We start from the raw sequence: 18758 nt of genomic DNA, 5'->3' as shown, positions 1-18758 counted from the left end.
CCATCAGGTCGAAACTGACCGGCGGACCATGTTCCAATAAACCTGTTCAACTTCGTCCAGCGACAGGCGTCCGCCGGCCCGATACCAAGTCATCACACCGTTCAACATGGCAATCACCGCCAAAGTCGCAATCTTGGTGTCCGCGACGTTGAACAGACCTGCTTCCTGCCCTGCGCACAAGATCATCTCGAGTGCGTCTTCATATTTTCGGCGCAACGCTTCGATCTCAGCAAAGTTCTCAGGCGTCAGGTTGCGTAGTTCCATATAGGCAATGAACACCTCATCCGGACGTTCAAGGTGAAAGCGGATGTGAAACCCGACAAACTGGCGTAAGGCCTCAGATGCATCCGCAGGCTGCTTTAGCGAGTCATAGGCCGCCAACAGCTCTTGCATGTGTTCATGCATCAGGCGGTACAGAAGGCTCTGCTTGTCGGGTGTGTAATTATACAGCGCCCCGGCCTGCACCCCAACCTCAGACGCGATTTGGCGCATAGAGACCGCTGCGTAACCGTGACGGGCGAACAATCCCAACGCCGCTTTGCGGATACGCGGACCGGTGATATCGGAATGTGAACCTTGTGTACGAGCCATTCGCTCACCGTATCTGAACGTCCGTTCAGATAGAACCCTGCTTGAACCAAAGTCGCAAAAGGTGCATCACATTTGCAATCGACCTTGAAAGGGATTTGAATGAAGCCCCTGTCTATGCTGATCCTGGTGCTCGCCTGTGCCGGATGCGCCGACTTTCCAGAACTGGAGGGGCGTGAACAGCCAAACGTGAAATCGGCCCGCTATCCCAAGCTTGTTCCTATTCAGGAAAACCTTGGCCCGCCGGTTGATCCGTTGAATGAGGCTGCCGAGGTCGAGGAAGACCTTATTGCCCGTCGTGAAGCGCTGCAGAAAAAGGCAGAAGAACTTCAGGCTGCGGAAATCAACTGAGCCTTTGCGTTTCAACGCCCTTCGCGTGCCACCACGCATTGCACCCTAGCGCCGAACCCGCTAAGGCAGCGCTGAACGGGCAACAGGCCCGACATCACGAAGTCTTCGAGCGGAAAGGAACCCACGGGATGACACAGGCGCTGCGGCTGGGAATTGCGGGCTTGGGAACAGTTGGCGTGGGTGTCGTTAAGATCGTCCGCCGCCACGCGGACCTGTTGCAGGCACGTACAGGACGGCCTGTGAAAATCGTAGCCGTATCGGCGCGCGATGCCAGCAAAGATCGTGGTGTAAGCCTTTCCGACTATGCCTGGGAAACCGACCCGGTGGCGCTGGCCAAACGCGATGATATCGACGTTTTCGTTGAACTGATCGGAGGCGAGAACGGCCCTGCCAAAGCCTCGGTCGAGGCGGCGCTGGCGACCGGCAAGGACGTCGTCACCGCAAACAAGGCATTGCTGGCGATCCACGGTCAGGAACTGGCCGAAAAGGCCGAGGCCGCCGGTCGCGTGATCAGGTTCGAAGCCGCCGTTGCTGGCGGCATCCCGGTCATCAAGTCCCTGACCGAAGGGCTGGCCGGAAACGAGATCACCCGCGTCATGGGCGTGATGAACGGCACCTGCAACTATATCCTGACCCGGATGCAATCGCAGGAGCAGGGTTACAACGCCCTGTTCGAGGAATGCGCGCAGCTTGGGTATCTTGAGGCTGACCCGAACCTCGACGTAGGCGGGATTGATGCGGCGCATAAGCTGGCGTTGCTGTCCTCGATCGCGTTCGGGACCAAGCCGAATTTCGACGGCATCCAGATCGAAGGCATTCAGCAGATCAGTCTGGAAGATATCCATCAGGCCGACGACATGGGCTATCGCATCAAGTTGCTTGGCGTTGCGCAACGCTCGGCCCGTGGTCTGGAACAGCGAATGCAGCCGTGCTTGGTTCCCAGAAGTTCGCCCTTGGGGCAACTGGAAGGCGGCACCAATATGGTGGTGATCGAAGGCGACGCGGTCGAGCAGGTTGTTCTGTGTGGCCCCGGCGCCGGCGAGGGCCCCACGGCCAGCGCCGTGATGGGTGACGTCTGCGATCTGGCGCGCGGGCTGCAAATCCCAACCTTTGGCCGCCCTGCGACCTCGCTACAGGATGCGCAGCCTGCCGTGACCGGCCTGCCTGCCCCCTATTATCTGCGTCTTGCCCTGTACGACAAACCCGGTGCGTTGGCCAAAGTGGCCGCCATTCTGGGCGATGCGGGTGTTTCGATCGACCGGATGCGCCAGTACGGCCATTCCGAAAGCACCGCACCGGTTCTGATCGTCACCCACAAGACCACACGCGCCACGCTGGACGTGGCACTCGACGGGCTGCGCGAAACCGATGTGGTGGCCGGAGAACCCGTTGCATTGCGGATTGAAGAGGTTTGACCCTTGCGGCCTGCATGAAACGCAGGCTATCCCGAATAAAACGCCTTTACTGACCTGAGGATACCGAACATGAGTGCTGCCAAAGTAGATTTCAACGACCGACTGCTGTCTCTGGGCCTTGCGCGGGTGGCAGAACAGGCTGCGCTGGCGTCGGCCTCTCTGGTCGGTCGCGGTGACGAAAAAGCCGCCGATCAGGCAGCCGTGAACGCGATGCGCGAACAGCTGAACCTGCTGGATATCGAGGGCGTCGTCGTTATCGGTGAAGGCGAGCGTGACGAAGCGCCGATGCTGTATATCGGCGAAGAGGTTGGCACTGGTGTAGGCCCCGGCGTAGACATCGCGCTGGACCCGCTGGAAGGCACCACGCTGACCGCCAAGGACATGCCTAACGCACTGACCGTAATCGCCATGGGGCCGCGCGGCTCGATGCTGCACGCACCCGATGTCTACATGGACAAGCTGGCCGTTGGTCCGGGCTTTCCTGAGGGCGTCGTCAATCTGGAAATGAGCCCGCGCGAACGTGTCGAAGCTCTGGCCAAGGCCAAGGGCTGTGAACCCGCCGACATCACTGTCTGCATTCTGGAGCGCCCGCGTCATGAGGCGATGATCGCCGAGGTGCGCGAAACCGGTGCGTCGATCCGCCTGATCACCGATGGCGACGTGGCCGGTGTGATGCATTGCGCAGAAAGCGAAGAGACCGGCATCGACATGTATATGGGCCAGGGTGGCGCGCCCGAGGGCGTTCTGGCGGCAGCGGCTCTGAAATGTATGGGCGGTCAGATCTTTGGCCGCCTGCTGTTCCGCAACGATGACGAACGTGGCCGTGCCGCCAAGGCGGGCATCACCGATCTGGACCGCGTCTATGCCCGCGACGAGATGGTGACAGCAGACGTGATCTTTGCCGCAACCGGCGTGACCGGTGGCTCGCTGCTGCCGCGCATCAAGCGTGAACCGGGTTGGGTGGAAACCACCACCCTGCTGATGCGGTCGAAAACCGGGTCGGTGCGGCGTATGACCTACCGCACGCCGATGTGGTCGCACGACAACACCTAACCGCTTGCGCCCGAGCGGCGCACGAGGCTATCCATACAGACAATGAGGCCGGGTCCGCTAGGGTCCGGCCTTGGCACATCAGGGACAGGTCATGAGCTTTCTAGGGGTTGAACAATCATTGTCCGGGCGGCGTTGGGTCGGTCCCACGGCTGAGACCGAGCGTGCAACCGAGATGCTGGTGCAACAAGCTGGTCTGCCCCGCGCCGTGTGCCAGGTGCTGGCGCGGCGCGGCGTTCCTGCGATAGAGGCTGAGGGGTTTCTGGAGCCCAAGCTGAAGGAACTGCTGCCTGACCCGCGATCGATGAAAGACATGGAAACTGCTGCAACGCGGTTTCTGGCAGCAGTTCGGAATAAGCAACGGATCGCGGTCTTTGCCGATTATGACGTCGACGGAGGCAGCTCAGCCGCCTTGCTGCTGGTCTGGCTGCGTCAGATGGGCCTTCAGGCGACGCTCTATGTGCCCGACCGGATTGATGAGGGCTATGGTCCCAATGTCCCGGCCATGCAGGAACTGGCTACGAACCACGACCTGATCATCTGTGTCGATTGTGGGACGCTCAGCCATGAACCTATCGCCGCTGCCAAAGGTGCCGATGTGATCGTGCTGGACCACCACCTGGGCGGAGAGACCCTGCCCGATTGCGTGGCCGTGGTGAACCCGAACCGGCAGGACGAAAGCGGCGATCTGGGCTATCTCTGCGCGGCTGGCGTTGTGTTTCTGATGCTGGTCGAGTCCGGACGGCAGCTACGCGAGGCAGGCGTGAAGGGCCCGAACCTGATCAGCTTGCTGGACCTTGTGGCGCTGGCGACAGTGGCGGATGTGGCCCCGCTGATTGGCGCAAACCGGGCGCTGGTGCGTCAGGGGTTGAAGGTCATGGCGCAACGGCAAAGGCCGGGTCTGGTGGCCCTGTCTGACGTGGCTCGCATGGACTCGGCGCCCAACAGCTATCACCTTGGCTTTCTGCTTGGTCCGCGCGTGAATGCGGGCGGGCGCATTGGGCAGGCCGATCTGGGTGCGCGGCTGCTCAGCACGGAGTCGATGCACGAAGCCGAAGCACTGTCGCAGCGGTTGGATGAACTGAACACCGAGCGTCGCGATATCGAAAACGCAGTTCGCGCGGCGGCATTGGAACAGGCCGAGAAACGCGGACTGGACGCGCCTTTGGTCTGGGCTGCGGGCGAAGGATGGCATCCCGGGGTCGTTGGCATCGTGGCATCGCGGTTGAAGGAAAACGCAAACCGCCCCGCGATTGTCATCGGCTTTGACGGGGATGAGGGCAAAGGCTCGGGCCGTTCGGTCTCTGGTGTTGATCTGGGCGCTTCGATCCAGCGCCTGGCGTCCGAGGGGTTGCTGGTTAAAGGCGGCGGGCACAAAATGGCTGCAGGTCTGACAGTGATGCGGGATCAGTTGGAACCAGCGATGGTGCGGCTGTCCGAATTGCTGGCCAAACAGGGTGCCGGTGAAGGTGGACCGGCCGACCTGAAATTGGATGGCACTTTGATGCCGGGCGCGGCGACGATTGATCTGATCGAACAAATCGAAAAGGCAGGCCCGTTCGGGGCCAGCGCCCCTGCCCCGCGATACGCGCTGCCCGACCTACAAGTCCGTTTCGCGAAGCGTGTCGGCGAATCTCATCTAAAACTGTCCTTGGCAGACGGTGTCGGCGGCGGCTTGGACGCGATTGCCTTTGGCGCTTTTGACGGACCAATGGGTGAAAAGCTGTCCAATCACGGTGGTGCACGGTTTCATTTCGCAGGACGGCTTGAGGTAAACACATGGGGCGGGCGGCAAAGCGTGCAACTCAGGCTCGAGGACGCGGCACAAGCAAATTGAACCCAATTTCAAGCCCGTGAAAAAACTTTCACATCCCTGCGTTTTTCGGCTTGCGGGGGTCACGGCGAAACCGTAAAAGGCCCTCCACAAGCCAGCGTGGCCCGTTCGTCTATCGGTTAGGACGCCAGGTTTTCAACCTGGAAAGAGGGGTTCGATTCCCCTACGGGCTGCCACTTGTGCTTGTTTGGACCAAGTGGCCCGTTCGTCTATCGGTTAGGACGCCAGGTTTTCAACCTGGAAAGAGGGGTTCGATTCCCCTACGGGCTGCCATTTCTTCCTTACACTCCAAACTTCTCGTGACACAGATCGGTGATCTGCCCCCAGGTAGATTTGAATTCCGGCGTGTTTTCCGCTGCATAGTGGAAGTTCTTAATCAGACCGGTCAGTTGCGTAAACACCTGCCGAACATCTGCCTTGTCGGTAAAGGATGCCGTCGATTGGGTCACGTCGTAGACCAGTTTGAAGGTCATCTTCTGACGCTCAAGCGGTACGGTTGCGTCCACTTTGTCAAAGGCGTCCTGCTGCAGGTAGACCATATCCACGAACAGCGCCTTTTGCTGGGTGACAAAGTCCTCGATGGTGACACCCTCTTCGCCGGTCACCTGCATCATCTGGTCGACCTGCTCTCCCTTTTCGATCAAGTCCAGCAGATCGCGCACCTTACCGGTCCAGCCGGGCTCGGCGTTTTTGTCGTACCAGTCCGACAGCTGATCAGTATAACGTGACCAGCTGAGCATCGGATCGACCGCCGGGTAGAACCGTTTGTAGGCTCGCTCAGAGGACAGGCCAAGGAAACATTTAACCGTGGAAAGCGTAGACTGCGTGACCGGTTCATCAAAGTTGCCGCCCGCAGGTGAGACCGTGCCAATCAAGGTCAGGCTACCCAGATCGCCATCGTTGGTTTTCATTGCACCGGCGCGTTCGTACAACCCCTTAATCGAGCTTTCCAGATAGGCGGGGAAACCCTCCTCGCCCGGGATTTCCTCAAGCTTGCCGGACGTCTCACGCATCGCTTGCGCCCAGCGGCTGGTACTGTCTGCGATCAGCAGCACGTCATAACCCATCTGACGGTAGTATTCACCCAGCGTGATCCCGGTGAAGATCGACGCCTCGCGTGCGGCGACAGGCATAGAGGACGTGTTGCAAATGATGATCGTCCGATCCATCAGACTGCCGCCTGTCGTCGGGTCGGTCATCTTGGGGAACTCGTGAATCGTTTCAACCACCTCACCCGCGCGCTCACCGCAGGCCACGACAATCACGATATCCACCTTTGCGTTCCGTGCGATCAGGTTCTGCAGCACCGTCTTACCCGCCCCGAACGGTCCAGGGATACAGGCCGTACCCCCACGCGCGATTGGGAAAAACGTGTCGATCAGGCGCTGAGAGGTCAGGACCGGCTCTGTCGGATAGAGGCGTTCAGACAACGCGCGTTTCAGGATGCTTTCCGGCAATGCGCGCCGCACTGGCCATTTCTGCGACAGGGTCAGCGTATGCTCTCCACCCTGCTCATCCTCAAGCCTCGCCACGATGTCGTGGATCGTTGCAGCGCCCTTTTGCACCCAGACCACCTTGTAGTCGCCCACCCAATTGAAGGGCAGCATGATCTTGTGACTAAAATGGCCCTCAGGCACGGTGCCGATGCTGTCGCCGGCGGTCACCGTATCGCCAACCTTGACCGACGGCGTGAATGACCACTTTGCCTGATCGTCCAGCGGAGCCACATCTGCCCCACGCGGCAGGAAGGTGCCAAATTCAGCAGCCACCTTGGGCAGCGGCGATTGCAGCCCGTCAAACACCTGCCCCAGCAAGCCCGGAGCCAGCTCAACCGACAGCAACTGCCCCGATTGTTCGACCGGATCGCCCACGGCGACCCCGTCGGTGCTTTCGTAGACCTGCACGTCGGCGATGTCGCCGCGCACGCGCAGCACTTCGGCCTTCAAGCGTTCCTGACGGCCACCCGGGCCGGGGCGTGTTGGCAGGATAAAGACAACCTCGTTTTTGACCAGCTGCCCGGGCTGACCCGAGGCATCGTGATTGGCCTGTATCTGAACTAGCCCCTCCTGCACCGAGACGACGCGGGCGGTGGCGGTCTGTGTGGAGGGGGTTGGGGCTGTCATGCGCTTGCTCCGTCAAAACCAATCTCGGCGGCACCGGCCATGGCCTGTTGCGCCAGATGTTCAAATCTCTTGGCCGCGTCCTGCGCGTTGCTTTGCGCCCAGCGGTCGAAAATGTTCCAGATCAGCACGTAGATCGCCACCGCTTCGAAATCGAAATAGTGACGGGACGCGTGCCGTTTCAGTTGCTTTTGGCTGACTGACAACAACAGCCTTTCAAGGCCCATAGGGTCTCCGGCGTCAAGCAATTGCTTGGCCTCTTTGATCCAGGGCATTGGCCCGTCCAGCTTGAAGGTCGGGTCGGTCCAGTTGGCCGGGATGTGCCGGGCCCATCGGCCCATTCCATATGTACCGGCGGGCGGGCCAGCCCCTTGCTTGCGCAGGCGCAGCGCGGCGACGGCCGTACGAAGGTCCAAACGTTCCACAAATAGCTCTCGCAAGGTCGACTGCGGAATGTCGCCCAGCGCCTCTTTACACCGCTCAATGGCCTGCGCGTCCGTGACGTCCATATCATAGTCGCTCCAATTCAGAGCGTGCTCCAACACCTTCAATACGCGCGCATCTTCAGCTGTCAGCGCGGTCAAACGGCGATCCAGACGCAACCGCGACAGTGGCGGCTGCTTGGCGATAAACAACCGTTCCGAGCCCGGCAAGCTGCTGATCAGAGCGATATAGGCGTCGGGGTCCGACATGTTACCGGATCACCCCTTCCAACACTGCGCGGAAGCGAGGTTGCAGGTGTTCCATCAACAAAGAGGCTACGGCCTTGTCGGTCAGATCCAACACAACGCCCTGATCTTCAGCTCGGACCCGGATACCGTCCTGCGCGTCGTCCGAAGCGTGTAACTCGACCTGCTCGCGCAGCATCTTGGCGGTCAGGCCCAATACGTATTTGGTCAATTTGCCTGACTGAATGTCGTCAGCGTTTTGCTTGATATCCTCTTGCGTGGCGACCTTAGCAGGAAGGATGACCTGCGCCTTGCCGTCCAGCTTAGCCTCAGCAGCAGCACGGCCCACCACTTCGAGGATCATCTGTTTCAGCAGGTCCGGGTCACCCATTTCCCTGGTGACCAGTCGCTCGACATCTTGGCGGAACCGGTCCGTCAGACCAGCCTTCATCGTCAATACCGCGTCACGCATGGCGGTGTTCAGCGCTTCCTCACCCGCTGCGCGATAACTGTCAGACTCGCTGCGGGCCTTTTTCTGATAGGCATCCGCCTCGCGTTTTGCGTCGGCCAGGACCTTTGCGGCTTCAGCCTTGGCATCCGCGCGAAGTTTGTCCGCATCCGCTTGCCCGGCCGCCACGCCGTCACTGCGCAACTTGTCGATCAGCGCATCGACACCGTGCGAAATCATCCCATCCTGTGCCATCAACTGATCCCCGCGCTGATGACCAAGGCGAAGACGAAGGCAAAGACGCCAAAGCCTTCGATGATCGCTGCTGGTGCCAGCGACAGGCCGAAGATTTCAGGCTTTTCCTTGGTCGCGTTAATCGCCGCCGCACAGGCCCGGCCTTGCCAAATGCCGCAATACATCAGCGCAATGCCCGACAGGATACCGATCCCGAACAACCCGCCCGCGTTTTCCGGCGTCACGTCGCGGTTCAGTGTGAACATGATAACGATGCCGTAGATCACCATGGTCGACGGAAAGGCCGACACACCAACAAACCGGCCATAGCCGCCCTCGGTCTCGGTCATGGCGCCGATACTGGCCATCCCCGCAATCGAACAGCCGATGGCGCTTGCGGCTGCGCCCAGCGCCATGGGTGCGTAAATCCCCAGCCAACCCAATGTCAGAACAAGCTCATTCATTCCTGAACCTCCTTGCGGGCGAACGGACGAAAGACAATGCCTTCGTCCGGCAGACCCCATTTAAAGAATTCGATGTAATTGAGACGCAATCCGTGGACGACGCCGCTCATCAACGCGAGGGCGAAGTTCAGGATGTGGCCGATGATCAGGATCAACAGACCGAATAGAATACCCGGCCCTTTCAGCGCGTGAATAACCGACATGGCCAGATCGTTGAAGGTGATCGCCAGCGAAGCCGAGGCCAGCCCCAGCGCAAACAGGCGCATATAACTCAGCACGTCTCCAAACGCGCCCATAGCCCCAGCAAGACCCTGAACCCCGTCGATCAAACGCCAAATCCAGTCGGTGGGTTTCTTAATCACACGCTCGCTTGAGAACAGCAGGATGGCCAGAGCGCCTGCGATCAGGACTGCTGCCCCGGGTGTTGGGGATTCCCCCCTCATGTAGCTGAGCCAAAGAACAAACCCGCCGATCAGCGCCGCGATCCAACCCAGATTGGCGATGGCTTTCCTCTGCCCCCACGCCGCCCGAGCGGCCAGCGCATTGGCCAGAACCAAGTGCAGAACACCGACAACAATCGACACCATCATCATGGCCCCGAAATTGTTCATATCCAGCAGCTTGAGCTTGGCCCAGATCGACCCGTCGGGTGGAGACACTCCGAAATAGCTGCCGACCAGAATCCCGTACAAAATCGTCGCGCCCGAGATGATCAGACCATATAGTCGCCACGATCTCTCTCCGGCCGTTCGACCCATCCGTTTCCAGAACAGCAGCAGGCCCAGCAGGATGACAACGCCATATCCGGCGTCGGCCACGATCATCGCGAAGAAGAACGCAAACGAGGCGGCGACGATTATGCTCGGATCCCAATCCTTGTATCCGGGGACTTGATAAAACAGTGCCAAGTCCACAGCTGCACTGCGTTTTTCCGGTTGCTCCAGCAATGTGGGCGGCGACTCATCCGGCCCCGGCTCTTCGATCAGAACGGCTGCATCCTTGGCCTGAGCCATCTCAAGCACGGCCTCAATGCGATCTTCGGGCACCCAGCCCTGTAGGGCAAACATCGCCTCTTCGTCGCGCACTTTCTGCGTTGCATGGGCAAGTTCAGCCGCGCTTTCTGCCACGGACAGATTTCGCCGCATCAACGTCAGATAACGGGTCTGCGCAACCCGTTCAGCCTCAAGCGCTTCGATGGCAATCTCGGCCTCTTCCAGCTGCGCCTCCAACTCGTGGATAGGCAACGAGCCTGTGTGAGTGCGTGGAACCGGCAGAATGTCATCAGCGGGTTCTTCCGGTGCGATCAGGACCGCATAGATAAAGCGATGATCCTGTTCCAGAATGGCCCAAGGCAGTGTCAGATCGGACAGCGCATCGCGGTGCTTAACCGGCAGTTGGTAGAACCAAAGCCGATTTCCCGCCAACACATCATCGGGCGGGAAATCCAAATCTCCCCATGGTCGCACTTGGGCAATCCGATGAGCCAGAAAGTCCCGCCGGTCGGTCATGTCACGCGTGCGCTGCATTAGGTCCAGCACGTCCTTGACGAACTGGTCCATGTCGAAATCCGAGTCACGCTGTATCTGTCGGCGCGGCTCGGGCACATCTGTCAGGAAACGCAATGCCTTATAGGCGTCTCTTGCCCCACGCTCGCTGATCTTTTCGGGTTCGGCCGGAGGCGGTGCCAACGGCAGGACATGCATACAGCCTAACTCCTGCAGCGCCTCAAGCGTTTCTGTCTTCTGACCTGCGCGTCCGACCAAGGACAGTTTCTTGAGGCGCGCGACACTCATGTTACGGCCTCCTGCGCGTGTTTGCGTTTTGAAATCTTCGAACGCACAACGGCCTGCATCTGCTCATCGCTCAGGTAGATGCGGATTTTCTTGATGTTGGCCTTGGCGCGCGGGATCAGGACCTTTTCGAACAAGTTGACGCGTTGGGTGATCGTCGCGACGGCCTTGTCGAAAATCTTCACCCGTTCCTCGGCCACCTTGACCCGAAGACGCGCCTCGATCATGTCGTGCAGCAACTGCGCCGCGGCATCGACCCAATGGGGTTTGGCCAGTAGAGAATAGGGCCGCACTGCAGCTTCGATCCGGTCCAGCGCGGGCATTTTCACACCCACAACGTTGACCTCTTTGACCTGATAGTCCTTGAGTTCAACCAGCCCGTCCAAATCGACACCCTGCTGCGCCAGCATCGGCAGCTTCGCCCCGACCTGTTGGGCCAGTTCCTTCACCTCTTCCTCAAGCCGCCGTACATCCTCGCGCGCTTTGGCACGTTCCGCCATCAACTGCTGGCGCTTCAGGTCCAGCGACGGCAGGAACCGCTCATAGCTTTTCAGCTGCGTCTGCTGGCGAGCCAGCGACGATTTATTCAGCTGCAACCGCGCCATTGGCATCCTTCGGGAAATACTTGTCGACCAAAGCCTGCTTCATCAGCAGTTGTTCAGGCTGGAAACACTCAGCCAGCGTTTTCCAGCCCAGATCCAACGCCTCTTCCAGCGGGATCGAAACGTTGATGTCCATGAACCGCGTCCGGAACAGCGCTCCAAATTTCAGTAACTGGTGATCGTAATCAGACAGATCAAACGCCATTGCCTGTTTCTGCGCGGCATCACGGCTTTCAGAATAGAACCGGATCATCGTGTTCATGATTTGCCCGTGATCCTCACGCGTGGTCTTGCCAATCACGTTCTGCTTGAGGCGCGAGAGGCTGCCGAATGGGTCGATCACGCCGGAGTGCAGATAGAACTGCCCTTCGGTGATATAGCCGGTGTTGTCTGGCACCGGGTGGGTCACGTCATTGCCGGGCATCGTTGTTACGGTCAAAACCGTTACCGACCCGCCCTTGGCATAGTCGCAGGCTTTCTCATACCGCCGCGCCAATTGGGAGTAGAGATCGCCCATATAACCGCGCTGCGAGGGCACCCGTTCCTGACTGATGCCAACCTCTTTCATCGCGTCGGCAAAGGCGGTCATATCGGTCAGCAGGACCAGCACGCGCTTGCCCTCTTCCACCGCGAATTTTTCGGCCACGGCCAGCGCCATGTCGGGCACCAACAGGCGTTCCACCAGAGGGTCCATTGCCTGATTGACGAACATCACCGTGCGGGAGAATACCCCGGCGTCTTCAAACGATGTCCGGAACGTGTGGTAGTCGTCAAAGATCAGCCCCAACCCGCCGAACACCACGATATCGGCGTCCGCCTGAATGCCGATTCGGCTGAGGAATGCGTTGAACGGCTCACCCGAAACGGAAAAGATCGGGATTTTCTGGCTTTCGACCAACGTGTTGAACACATCAATCATTGGCACGTCGGTGCGGATCATCTTGTTGGGCACCGCCCGCTCGGCCGGGTTCACGGTCGGTCCGCCAATATCGATTCTGGGCTCGGCTGACAAATCCGGTCCGCCATCTATCGCCACCCCTGCCCCGTCAAACACACGGCCCAGAATATTGGCCGAATAGGGCGTCTGCATCGGGTGGCCAAGGAAGGTTGCGGTCGCTTCGGTCGATATCCCCTTGGTGCCGGAAAATACCTGCAGCGTCACCACGTCATGGTCGATGAAGATTGCCTGCGCCAGGGTTTTATGCCCATCAATCGTCTCGATCACAGCCAGATCATTGAACCGAACCGCAGCGTCCGCAGACTCGTCCAAGGGCACCCTGACCTTGATCGTATCACCTACAATTTCCAGTACACGCGTGTATTTCAACAGACTCTGGGACATTGCCTATCCTCATGCGTCCAAGTGGTTTTCACTAATTGGCGCCATGTCAGTCAGCGACATTTTTTGTAATCACGGGTGCAGCTTACAACGAATTCAAAAATTGGCAACCGAGGATGCGTCGCCGCCACGGAACTCCCTACAATTCCAATTACTAAAAATTTAGTTTGACACATACGCAGAAAATCGCTGATGCTGATCGTCATCCGGTTCGCGCCGGATCACATAATCTTTGGGAGGAGACAGATGCGGAGACATCTACTTTCCGCAGTGGCGGCGGCTGCCGTCATTGCGGGGCACGGCTCTGCTTGGGCCGACGAAGCCGCAGCACAACGTTGGATCGACGACGAATTCCAGCCATCGACCCTGTCGAAAGACGAACAGATGGCGGAAATGCAATGGTTCATCAAAGCTGCCGAGCCCTATGCCGGAATGGAACTCAACGTGCTGTCGGAAAGCATACCGACGCATTCCTATGAATCCGAGGTTCTGGCAAAGGCATTCGAAGAGATCACCGGCATTAAAGTGAACCACCAGATCCTTGGCGAAGGTGAGGTAGTTCAGGCCGTTCAGACCCAGATGCAAACGGGCCGGAACCTGTACGACGGTTACGTCAATGACAGTGACCTGATCGGTACGCACTCGCGTCTGCAACTGGCGTATAACCTGACCGAGCAGATGGGCGGTGACTGGTCGGCGACCACCTCACCGACTCTGGATCTGGATGACTTTATGGGCATTCAGTTCACCACCGGTCCGGACGGCAACCTCTATCAACTGCCCGATCAGCAATTTGCGAACCTCTATTGGTTCCGCAAGGACTGGTTCGATGATGAGGCCAACAAGGCCGCGTTCAAGGAGAAGTACGGCTACGACCTTGGCGTTCCGGTCAACTGGTCCGCATATGAAGACATCGCCGAATTCTTCACCAACGACGTGAAGGAAGTCGACGGCGTGGCGATCTATGGCCACATGGATTACGGCAAACGCGCACCTGACCTTGGCTGGCGCATGACCGATGCCTGGCTGTCAATGGCTGGTGCTGGCGACAAAGGTGAGCCGAATGGTGTTCCGGTCGATGAATGGGGCATCCGCATGGAAGCGGGCACCTGTAACCCCGTCGGTGCCTCGGTGTCGCGTGGTGGTGCTGCGAACGGCCCGGCTGCGGTCTATGCCATCCGCAAGTGGGATGAGTGGCTGCGGGCCTATGCGCCTCCGGGTGCTGCGTCTTACGACTTCTACCAGTCGCTGCCAGCGCTAAGCCAGGGCAACGTTGCCCAGCAGATCTTCTGGTACACTGCCTTCACCGCCGACATGGTGAAGCCGAAGTCCGAAGGCAACAACACCGTGGATGACGAAGGCACACCGCTGTGGCGGATGGCACCCAGCCCACATGGCCCCTACTGGGAAGAAGGTCAGAAGGTTGGTTATCAGGACGTGGGATCCTGGACCTTCCTGAAGTCGACCCCTGCGGATCGTGCTCAGGCAGCGTGGCTTTACGCGCAATTCGTGACCTCCAAAACTGTCGACGTGAAGAAATCCCATGTGGGTTTGACCTTCACCCGCGACAGCTCGGTCAACCACGAATCGTTCACCGAACGCGCACCCAAGCTTGGTGGTCTGGTCGAGTTCTACCGCTCGCCTGACCGTGTGGCGTGGTCGCCGACCGGCATCAACGTTCCGGACTATCCGAAGCTGGCCCAAATCTGGTGGCAGCAGATCGGTGACGTGAACTCGGGCGCCTTTACCCCGCAAGAGGCGATGGACCGTCTGGCCGAAGAGATGGACATCACCATGGCCCGTATGCAGGCCGCGGATGAAAGCGCCGGTGTCTACGGTGGTTGTGGCCCGCGCCTGAACGAACCGCAGGACCCTGCCTTCTGGCTGGAAAAAGCGGGCTCACCCAAGGCCAAGCTTGAGAACGAAAAGCCGCAGGGCCAGACCGTCAACTATGACGAACTGGTTCAGCGCTGGCAGTCTCAGTAAGTAATTGAAAACCGGGGGTGCCGTTCGCGGCATCCCCACCACAAAGACCAGTGCGCAGCACTGAAGGACCGGAACCCACGGACATGATCGAACTACAAGACGCCACCAAACGGGTTGGCAATGTCATCCATATCAAGCCCACGAACCTGACGCTGCAAACCGGCCATTTCAATGTGCTGCTGGGCGCGACGGGATCCGGCAAGACCTCTCTGATCAAGATGATGGCGGGGCTGGACCCGATTGCCTCGGGCAAAGTCTTCATGGATGGGCAGGACGTAACCCGGCTGAACACGCAAAAGCGGCAGATCAGTCTGGTGCACCAGTTCTTTGTGAACTACCCGCATATGAGTGTTTTCGACAACATCGCCTCGCCGCTGCGCGTTGCGGGCATGGCTAGGACCGAGATCGAAGGCCGCGTCGAAGAAGCCGCCGATCTGCTGCAACTGCGCCCGATGCTGCACCGCCGACCGCATGAGTTGTCGGGCGGGCAACAACAACGAACCGCATTGGCCCGCGCCATCGCGAAAGAGAGCCGCGCGGTGTTTCTAGATGAACCGCTGGCGAACCTTGACTACAAGCTGCGCGAGGAATTGCGCGAGCAACTACCCGACCTTTTCGCCGGACGTGGAGCCGTGGTGGTCTACGCCACTTCGGAACCCGAAGAGGCCCTTTTGCTGGGCGGCTATACTGCCCTAATGGAAGACGGCCGCGTCACTCAGTTCGGTCCGACCGCCGACATCTACCGCAACCCCGAGAACATCGCCGCCGCGCGCGTCTTCTCGGACCCACCAATCAATGTGGCGCGCATCACCGTTTCCGGCGCCCAGGCGCAACTGGCAGGCGGAGGCGGCTGGCCGGTCACCGGCATAGCCGACGGAGACTACATGGTCGCCGTACGGCCCCACAGGGTGACGCCGTTCCGCTCATCCGGTGATGATGTGGAACTCACGGGCCGCGTAATCGTGACCGAATTGTCGGGCTCGGATTCCAGCGCGCATTTCCAGCATGGAGAAGAAGCGTGGGTTTCGCTCGCGGCTGGTGTTCACCCCTACCAGGTTGGTGAGAACCACAGCTTTTACATGAACCCGGCCCATTGCCGGTATTTCGGCCAAGACGGCAAAAGGGTGGCCTGACATGGCACAGATCAAGCTTTCAAACCTGCGACACAGCTACATGCCAGCGCCGAAGGGCCCTGAGGACTATGCACTGAAGGAAATCGACGTGACTTGGCGCGATGGGGGGGCCTATGCGCTGCTTGGGCCCTCGGGTTGTGGCAAATCTACGCTGCTGAACATCATCTCAGGTCTGCTGACGCCGTCCGAGGGGCAAATTCTGTTCGATGGCCAGGACGTCACCGCCCTGCCCCCCGATCAGCGCAACATCGCGCAGGTGTTCCAGTTTCCGGTGATCTACGACACGATGACCGTGGGCGAAAACCTGGCGTTCCCGCTGAAGAACCGGGGCGTCGACGCCGCGACGATCAAGCGCCGCGTCGATGAGATTGCCGAGATGCTGGACGTCACGGATATGCTGAACACGCGCGCCTCGGGCCTGAGCCCGGATAACAAGCAGAAAATCTCGATGGGTCGTGGTCTGGTCCGCGACGACGTGAACGCGGTGATGTTTGATGAACCGTTGACCGTGATCGACCCGCACCTGAAATGGAAGCTCCGATCCAAGCTGAAGGAACTGCATCAGCGCGTCAAAGCCACGATGATCTACGTGACCCACGACCAGACCGAGGCGCTGACCTTCGCCGACGAAGTGGTCGTGATGCAAGAAGGCGAGGTCGTGCAAATCGGGACTCCAGTTGAATTGTTCGAGCGCCCTCAGCACACATTCGTCGGCCACTTCATCGGTTCACCCGGCATGAATGTCCTGCCCTGCGAGGTCAAAGGTGACCGCGCTTTGTTCGAAGGTCACGAGGTGATGCTAGAGGGTCCGACCCACGGCGACGGAGGCCGCACCGATTTGGGTATCCGACCCGAATATGTGGGCTTTGGCGACACCGGCATCCCCGCGCATGTGACCAAGGTGTCGGACATCGGTCGCCACTATGTGATCAGCGCCATGGTCGGCAACACTGCGCTGAAGGCCGTGACGGAACATGAAGTGCCTGAGCCGGGCTCGCAGGTTTTCCTGCAATTCAAACCAGACCAATCCCGCGTCTACCGCGACGGCTGGATCGCAACCGAGGAGCGGGCGCAATGAGAACCGAAAACCAAAAGGCATGGTTCTTTGTCCTGCCTGTGCTTGCTCTGGTCGCGTTCAACGCGCTGGTTCCGATGATGACGGTGGTCAACTACTCGGTGCAAGAAACCTTCGGCAACAACCAGTTCTTCTGGGAGGGGCTCGGCTGGTTCGAGCAAATCCTGCGCTCTGACCGGTTTCAAGCCGCATTGGGACGACAGTTCCTGTTCACCTTCCTCATCCTGCTGATTGAGGTGCCGCTGGGCATCATTGTGGCACTGTCGATGCCGCGCAAAGGGTTCTGGGTGCCGGTCTGTCTGGTTCTGATGGCCCTGCCGATGCTGATCCCGTGGAACGTGGTGGGCTCGATGTGGAACATCTTCACCCTGCCCAAAATCGGTCTTCTGGGATACTTCCTGAATGACGTTCTGGGCATCAACTATGACATGACACAACAGCCGATCTCGGCCTGGATTACGGTCATAGTCATGGATGTCTGGCACTGGACTTCGCTGGTGGTTCTGCTGTGCTATGCGGGTCTGGTTTCGATCCCCGACGCCTACTATCAGGCGGCGAAGATCGACGGGGCCAGCCCGTGGTCGGTGTTCCGCTACATCCAGTTGCCCAAAATGAAAACCGTCCTGACAATCGCCGTACTTCTGCGGTTTATGGACAGTTTCAACATCTATACCGAGCCCTTCGTTCTAACCGGCGGTGGCCCCGGCAACTCAACCACCTTGCTGTCGATTGACCTTGTGAAGATCGCGCTGGGACAGTTCGACCTTGGCCCTGCGGCCGCGATGAGCCTGATCTACTTCGCCATCACGCTACTGGTCAGCTGGGTCTTCTACACTCTGATGACAAAGGATGACGCGCAATGAAGAAGCGGTCCCTTATCCCAATCCTCTATATCGCGTTCCTGATGCTGCCGATCTATTGGCTGGTGGCGATGTCCTTCAAGACCACGAACGAGATCCTGTCGGGCTTTTCCCTGTTTCCCCAGACCTTTACGCTGGAGAACTACATCACCATCTTCACCGATCCGACGTGGTACTGGGGCTACATCAACTCGATCATCTATGTGACGATCAACACCGTGCTTTCGGTCTGTGTTGCGCTGCCAGCAGCCTATGCATTCTCACGCTATCGGTTCCTTGGTGACAAGCAGTTGTTCTTTTGGCTGCTGACCAACCGGATGGCCCCTGCCGCTGTCTTCGCTTTGCCCTTCTTCCAGCTCTATTCGTCGATCCACCTGTTCGACACATATCTGGCCGTAGCGCTGGCACACACGCTGTTCAACGTGCCGCTGGCGGTGTGGATTTTGGAAGGCTTCATGCGCGGCATTCCGAAAGAATTGGACGAGACGGCCTATGTCGATGGCTATTCCTTCCCTCGCTTCTTCGTGACGATCTTCTTGCCGAACATCAAAGCCGGCGTCGGAGTGGCTGCTTTCTTCTGTTTCATGTTCTCATGGGTTGAGATGCTGCTGGCCAAAACCCTGACTGCGGTCGAGGCAAAACCCATCGCCGCCGTGATGACCCGGACGGCCTCCAGCGCAGGGTATGAGCTGGGCCTGCTCGCCGCTGCCGGGACTCTCACCATCATCCCCGGCGCCATCGTCATCTGGTTTGTCCGCAACTACATCGCGCGTGGCTTCGCGATGGGACGTGTGTGAGGTT

17 protein-coding genes and 2 tRNA genes are annotated in these 18758 nt (G+C 59.2%); 11 read left to right on the top strand and 8 right to left on the bottom strand.

The window, feature by feature from the left end:
• Positions 1-3: 3 nt before the first annotated feature.
• Entirely contained in the window at positions 4-591 is a 588-nt protein-coding gene (locus tag GOW98_RS08235; RefSeq protein ID WP_170330859.1) for a TetR/AcrR family transcriptional regulator, read from the bottom strand.
• A gap of 99 nt (positions 592-690) precedes the next feature.
• Here GOW98_RS08235 and GOW98_RS08230 point away from each other — a divergent pair, with 99 nt between their 5' ends.
• From GOW98_RS08230 to GOW98_RS08205, 6 genes are all read left to right on the top strand, one after another.
• Entirely contained in the window at positions 691-939 is a 249-nt protein-coding gene (locus GOW98_RS08230; RefSeq protein ID WP_170330857.1) for a hypothetical protein, read from the top strand.
• 128 nt (positions 940-1067) lie between these two features.
• Positions 1068-2354, top strand: a complete 1287-nt coding sequence (locus GOW98_RS08225) for a homoserine dehydrogenase (RefSeq protein ID WP_170330855.1) — start codon at positions 1068-1070, stop codon at positions 2352-2354.
• Positions 2355-2423: 69 nt separating this feature from the next.
• Positions 2424-3407: a class II fructose-bisphosphatase gene (gene glpX, locus GOW98_RS08220; protein WP_170330853.1), complete on the top strand. Its 984-nt coding sequence runs from the start codon at positions 2424-2426 to the stop codon at positions 3405-3407.
• A gap of 91 nt (positions 3408-3498) precedes the next feature.
• Positions 3499-5241 (top strand): single-stranded-DNA-specific exonuclease RecJ, encoded by a 1743-nt coding sequence (gene recJ, locus GOW98_RS08215; RefSeq protein WP_170330851.1) that lies wholly within the window; start codon positions 3499-3501, stop codon positions 5239-5241.
• A 98-nt stretch (positions 5242-5339) separates the two neighbouring features.
• Positions 5340-5414 (top strand) — tRNA-Glu (locus GOW98_RS08210).
• A 22-nt stretch (positions 5415-5436) separates the two neighbouring features.
• A tRNA-Glu gene (locus GOW98_RS08205) sits at positions 5437-5511 on the top strand.
• A gap of 8 nt (positions 5512-5519) precedes the next feature.
• Here the strand turns inward: GOW98_RS08205 and GOW98_RS08200 are convergent.
• Genes GOW98_RS08200 through GOW98_RS08170 form a run of 7 tightly spaced genes read right to left on the bottom strand, consistent with a single transcriptional unit; the run spans position 5520 to position 12906 of the window.
• Positions 5520-7361 carry a V-type ATP synthase subunit A gene (locus tag GOW98_RS08200; RefSeq protein WP_170330849.1) on the bottom strand — a complete coding sequence of 614 codons (1842 nt, stop codon included), beginning with the start codon at positions 7359-7361 and terminating at the stop codon, positions 5520-5522.
• Positions 7358-8050: a hypothetical protein gene (locus GOW98_RS08195; protein ID WP_170330847.1), complete on the bottom strand. Its 693-nt coding sequence runs from the start codon at positions 8048-8050 to the stop codon at positions 7358-7360. Before GOW98_RS08195 ends, GOW98_RS08200 begins: the two co-directional genes overlap by 4 nt.
• Before the next feature lies 1 nt (position 8051).
• Positions 8052-8729, bottom strand: coding sequence for a hypothetical protein (locus GOW98_RS08190; protein ID WP_170330845.1), 678 nt, complete (start codon positions 8727-8729; stop codon positions 8052-8054).
• On the bottom strand, positions 8729-9172 hold the full coding sequence (locus GOW98_RS08185; RefSeq protein ID WP_170324458.1) for an ATP synthase subunit C: 444 nt from the start codon (positions 9170-9172) through the stop codon (positions 8729-8731). The genes GOW98_RS08190 and GOW98_RS08185 overlap by 1 nt, the downstream gene beginning before the upstream one ends.
• Positions 9169-10965 (bottom strand): V-type ATP synthase subunit I, encoded by a 1797-nt coding sequence (locus GOW98_RS08180; protein WP_170330843.1) that lies wholly within the window; start codon positions 10963-10965, stop codon positions 9169-9171. Before GOW98_RS08180 ends, GOW98_RS08185 begins: the two co-directional genes overlap by 4 nt.
• Complete coding sequence (locus tag GOW98_RS08175) at positions 10962-11567, bottom strand: V-type ATP synthase subunit D (protein WP_170330841.1); 606 nt, start codon at positions 11565-11567, stop codon at positions 10962-10964. Before GOW98_RS08175 ends, GOW98_RS08180 begins: the two co-directional genes overlap by 4 nt.
• On the bottom strand, positions 11545-12906 hold the full coding sequence (locus GOW98_RS08170) for a V-type ATP synthase subunit B (RefSeq protein ID WP_170330839.1): 1362 nt from the start codon (positions 12904-12906) through the stop codon (positions 11545-11547). Before GOW98_RS08170 ends, GOW98_RS08175 begins: the two co-directional genes overlap by 23 nt.
• A 243-nt stretch (positions 12907-13149) precedes the next feature.
• Between GOW98_RS08170 and GOW98_RS08165 the strand changes: the two genes are divergently transcribed.
• The 5 genes from GOW98_RS08165 (at position 13150) to GOW98_RS08145 (ending at position 18754) form a co-directional block, all read left to right on the top strand.
• Complete coding sequence (locus tag GOW98_RS08165; protein WP_170330836.1) at positions 13150-14889, top strand: ABC transporter substrate-binding protein; 1740 nt, start codon at positions 13150-13152, stop codon at positions 14887-14889.
• 83 nt (positions 14890-14972) lie between these two features.
• Positions 14973-16022, top strand: a complete 1050-nt coding sequence (locus tag GOW98_RS08160; protein ID WP_170330834.1) for an ABC transporter ATP-binding protein — start codon at positions 14973-14975, stop codon at positions 16020-16022.
• Position 16023: 1 nt separating this feature from the next.
• Positions 16024-17100, top strand: coding sequence for an ABC transporter ATP-binding protein (locus GOW98_RS08155; RefSeq protein WP_170330833.1), 1077 nt, complete (start codon positions 16024-16026; stop codon positions 17098-17100).
• Positions 17097-17960: a carbohydrate ABC transporter permease gene (locus GOW98_RS08150; protein ID WP_058280832.1), complete on the top strand. Its 864-nt coding sequence runs from the start codon at positions 17097-17099 to the stop codon at positions 17958-17960. Before GOW98_RS08155 ends, GOW98_RS08150 begins: the two co-directional genes overlap by 4 nt.
• Complete coding sequence (locus tag GOW98_RS08145) at positions 17957-18754, top strand: carbohydrate ABC transporter permease (protein ID WP_058280831.1); 798 nt, start codon at positions 17957-17959, stop codon at positions 18752-18754. The genes GOW98_RS08150 and GOW98_RS08145 overlap by 4 nt, the downstream gene beginning before the upstream one ends.
• Positions 18755-18758: the final 4 nt, after the last annotated feature.

Origin of the sequence: Ruegeria arenilitoris (assembly GCF_013032445.1) — a bacterium.
Taxonomy (GTDB): Bacteria; Pseudomonadota; Alphaproteobacteria; order Rhodobacterales; family Rhodobacteraceae; genus Ruegeria; species Ruegeria arenilitoris_F.
This window is presented reverse-complemented; position numbering and strand designations above follow the sequence as displayed.

Coding starts and splice junctions, on each gene's coding strand:
- GOW98_RS08235 (WP_170330859.1), bottom strand. CDS start 591: ATGGCTCGTACACAAGGTTCACATTCCGATATCACCGGTCCGCGTATC.
- GOW98_RS08230 (WP_170330857.1), top strand. CDS start 691: ATGAAGCCCCTGTCTATGCTGATCCTGGTGCTCGCCTGTGCCGGATGC.
- GOW98_RS08225 (WP_170330855.1), top strand. CDS start 1,068: ATGACACAGGCGCTGCGGCTGGGAATTGCGGGCTTGGGAACAGTTGGC.
- glpX (WP_170330853.1), top strand. CDS start 2,424: ATGAGTGCTGCCAAAGTAGATTTCAACGACCGACTGCTGTCTCTGGGC.
- recJ (WP_170330851.1), top strand. CDS start 3,499: ATGAGCTTTCTAGGGGTTGAACAATCATTGTCCGGGCGGCGTTGGGTC.
- GOW98_RS08200 (WP_170330849.1), bottom strand. CDS start 7,361: ATGACAGCCCCAACCCCCTCCACACAGACCGCCACCGCCCGCGTCGTC.
- GOW98_RS08195 (WP_170330847.1), bottom strand. CDS start 8,050: ATGTCGGACCCCGACGCCTATATCGCTCTGATCAGCAGCTTGCCGGGC.
- GOW98_RS08190 (WP_170330845.1), bottom strand. CDS start 8,729: ATGGCACAGGATGGGATGATTTCGCACGGTGTCGATGCGCTGATCGAC.
- GOW98_RS08185 (WP_170324458.1), bottom strand. CDS start 9,172: ATGAATGAGCTTGTTCTGACATTGGGTTGGCTGGGGATTTACGCACCC.
- GOW98_RS08180 (WP_170330843.1), bottom strand. CDS start 10,965: ATGAGTGTCGCGCGCCTCAAGAAACTGTCCTTGGTCGGACGCGCAGGT.
- GOW98_RS08175 (WP_170330841.1), bottom strand. CDS start 11,567: ATGGCGCGGTTGCAGCTGAATAAATCGTCGCTGGCTCGCCAGCAGACG.
- GOW98_RS08170 (WP_170330839.1), bottom strand. CDS start 12,906: ATGTCCCAGAGTCTGTTGAAATACACGCGTGTACTGGAAATTGTAGGT.
- GOW98_RS08165 (WP_170330836.1), top strand. CDS start 13,150: ATGCGGAGACATCTACTTTCCGCAGTGGCGGCGGCTGCCGTCATTGCG.
- GOW98_RS08160 (WP_170330834.1), top strand. CDS start 14,973: ATGATCGAACTACAAGACGCCACCAAACGGGTTGGCAATGTCATCCAT.
- GOW98_RS08155 (WP_170330833.1), top strand. CDS start 16,024: ATGGCACAGATCAAGCTTTCAAACCTGCGACACAGCTACATGCCAGCG.
- GOW98_RS08150 (WP_058280832.1), top strand. CDS start 17,097: ATGAGAACCGAAAACCAAAAGGCATGGTTCTTTGTCCTGCCTGTGCTT.
- GOW98_RS08145 (WP_058280831.1), top strand. CDS start 17,957: ATGAAGAAGCGGTCCCTTATCCCAATCCTCTATATCGCGTTCCTGATG.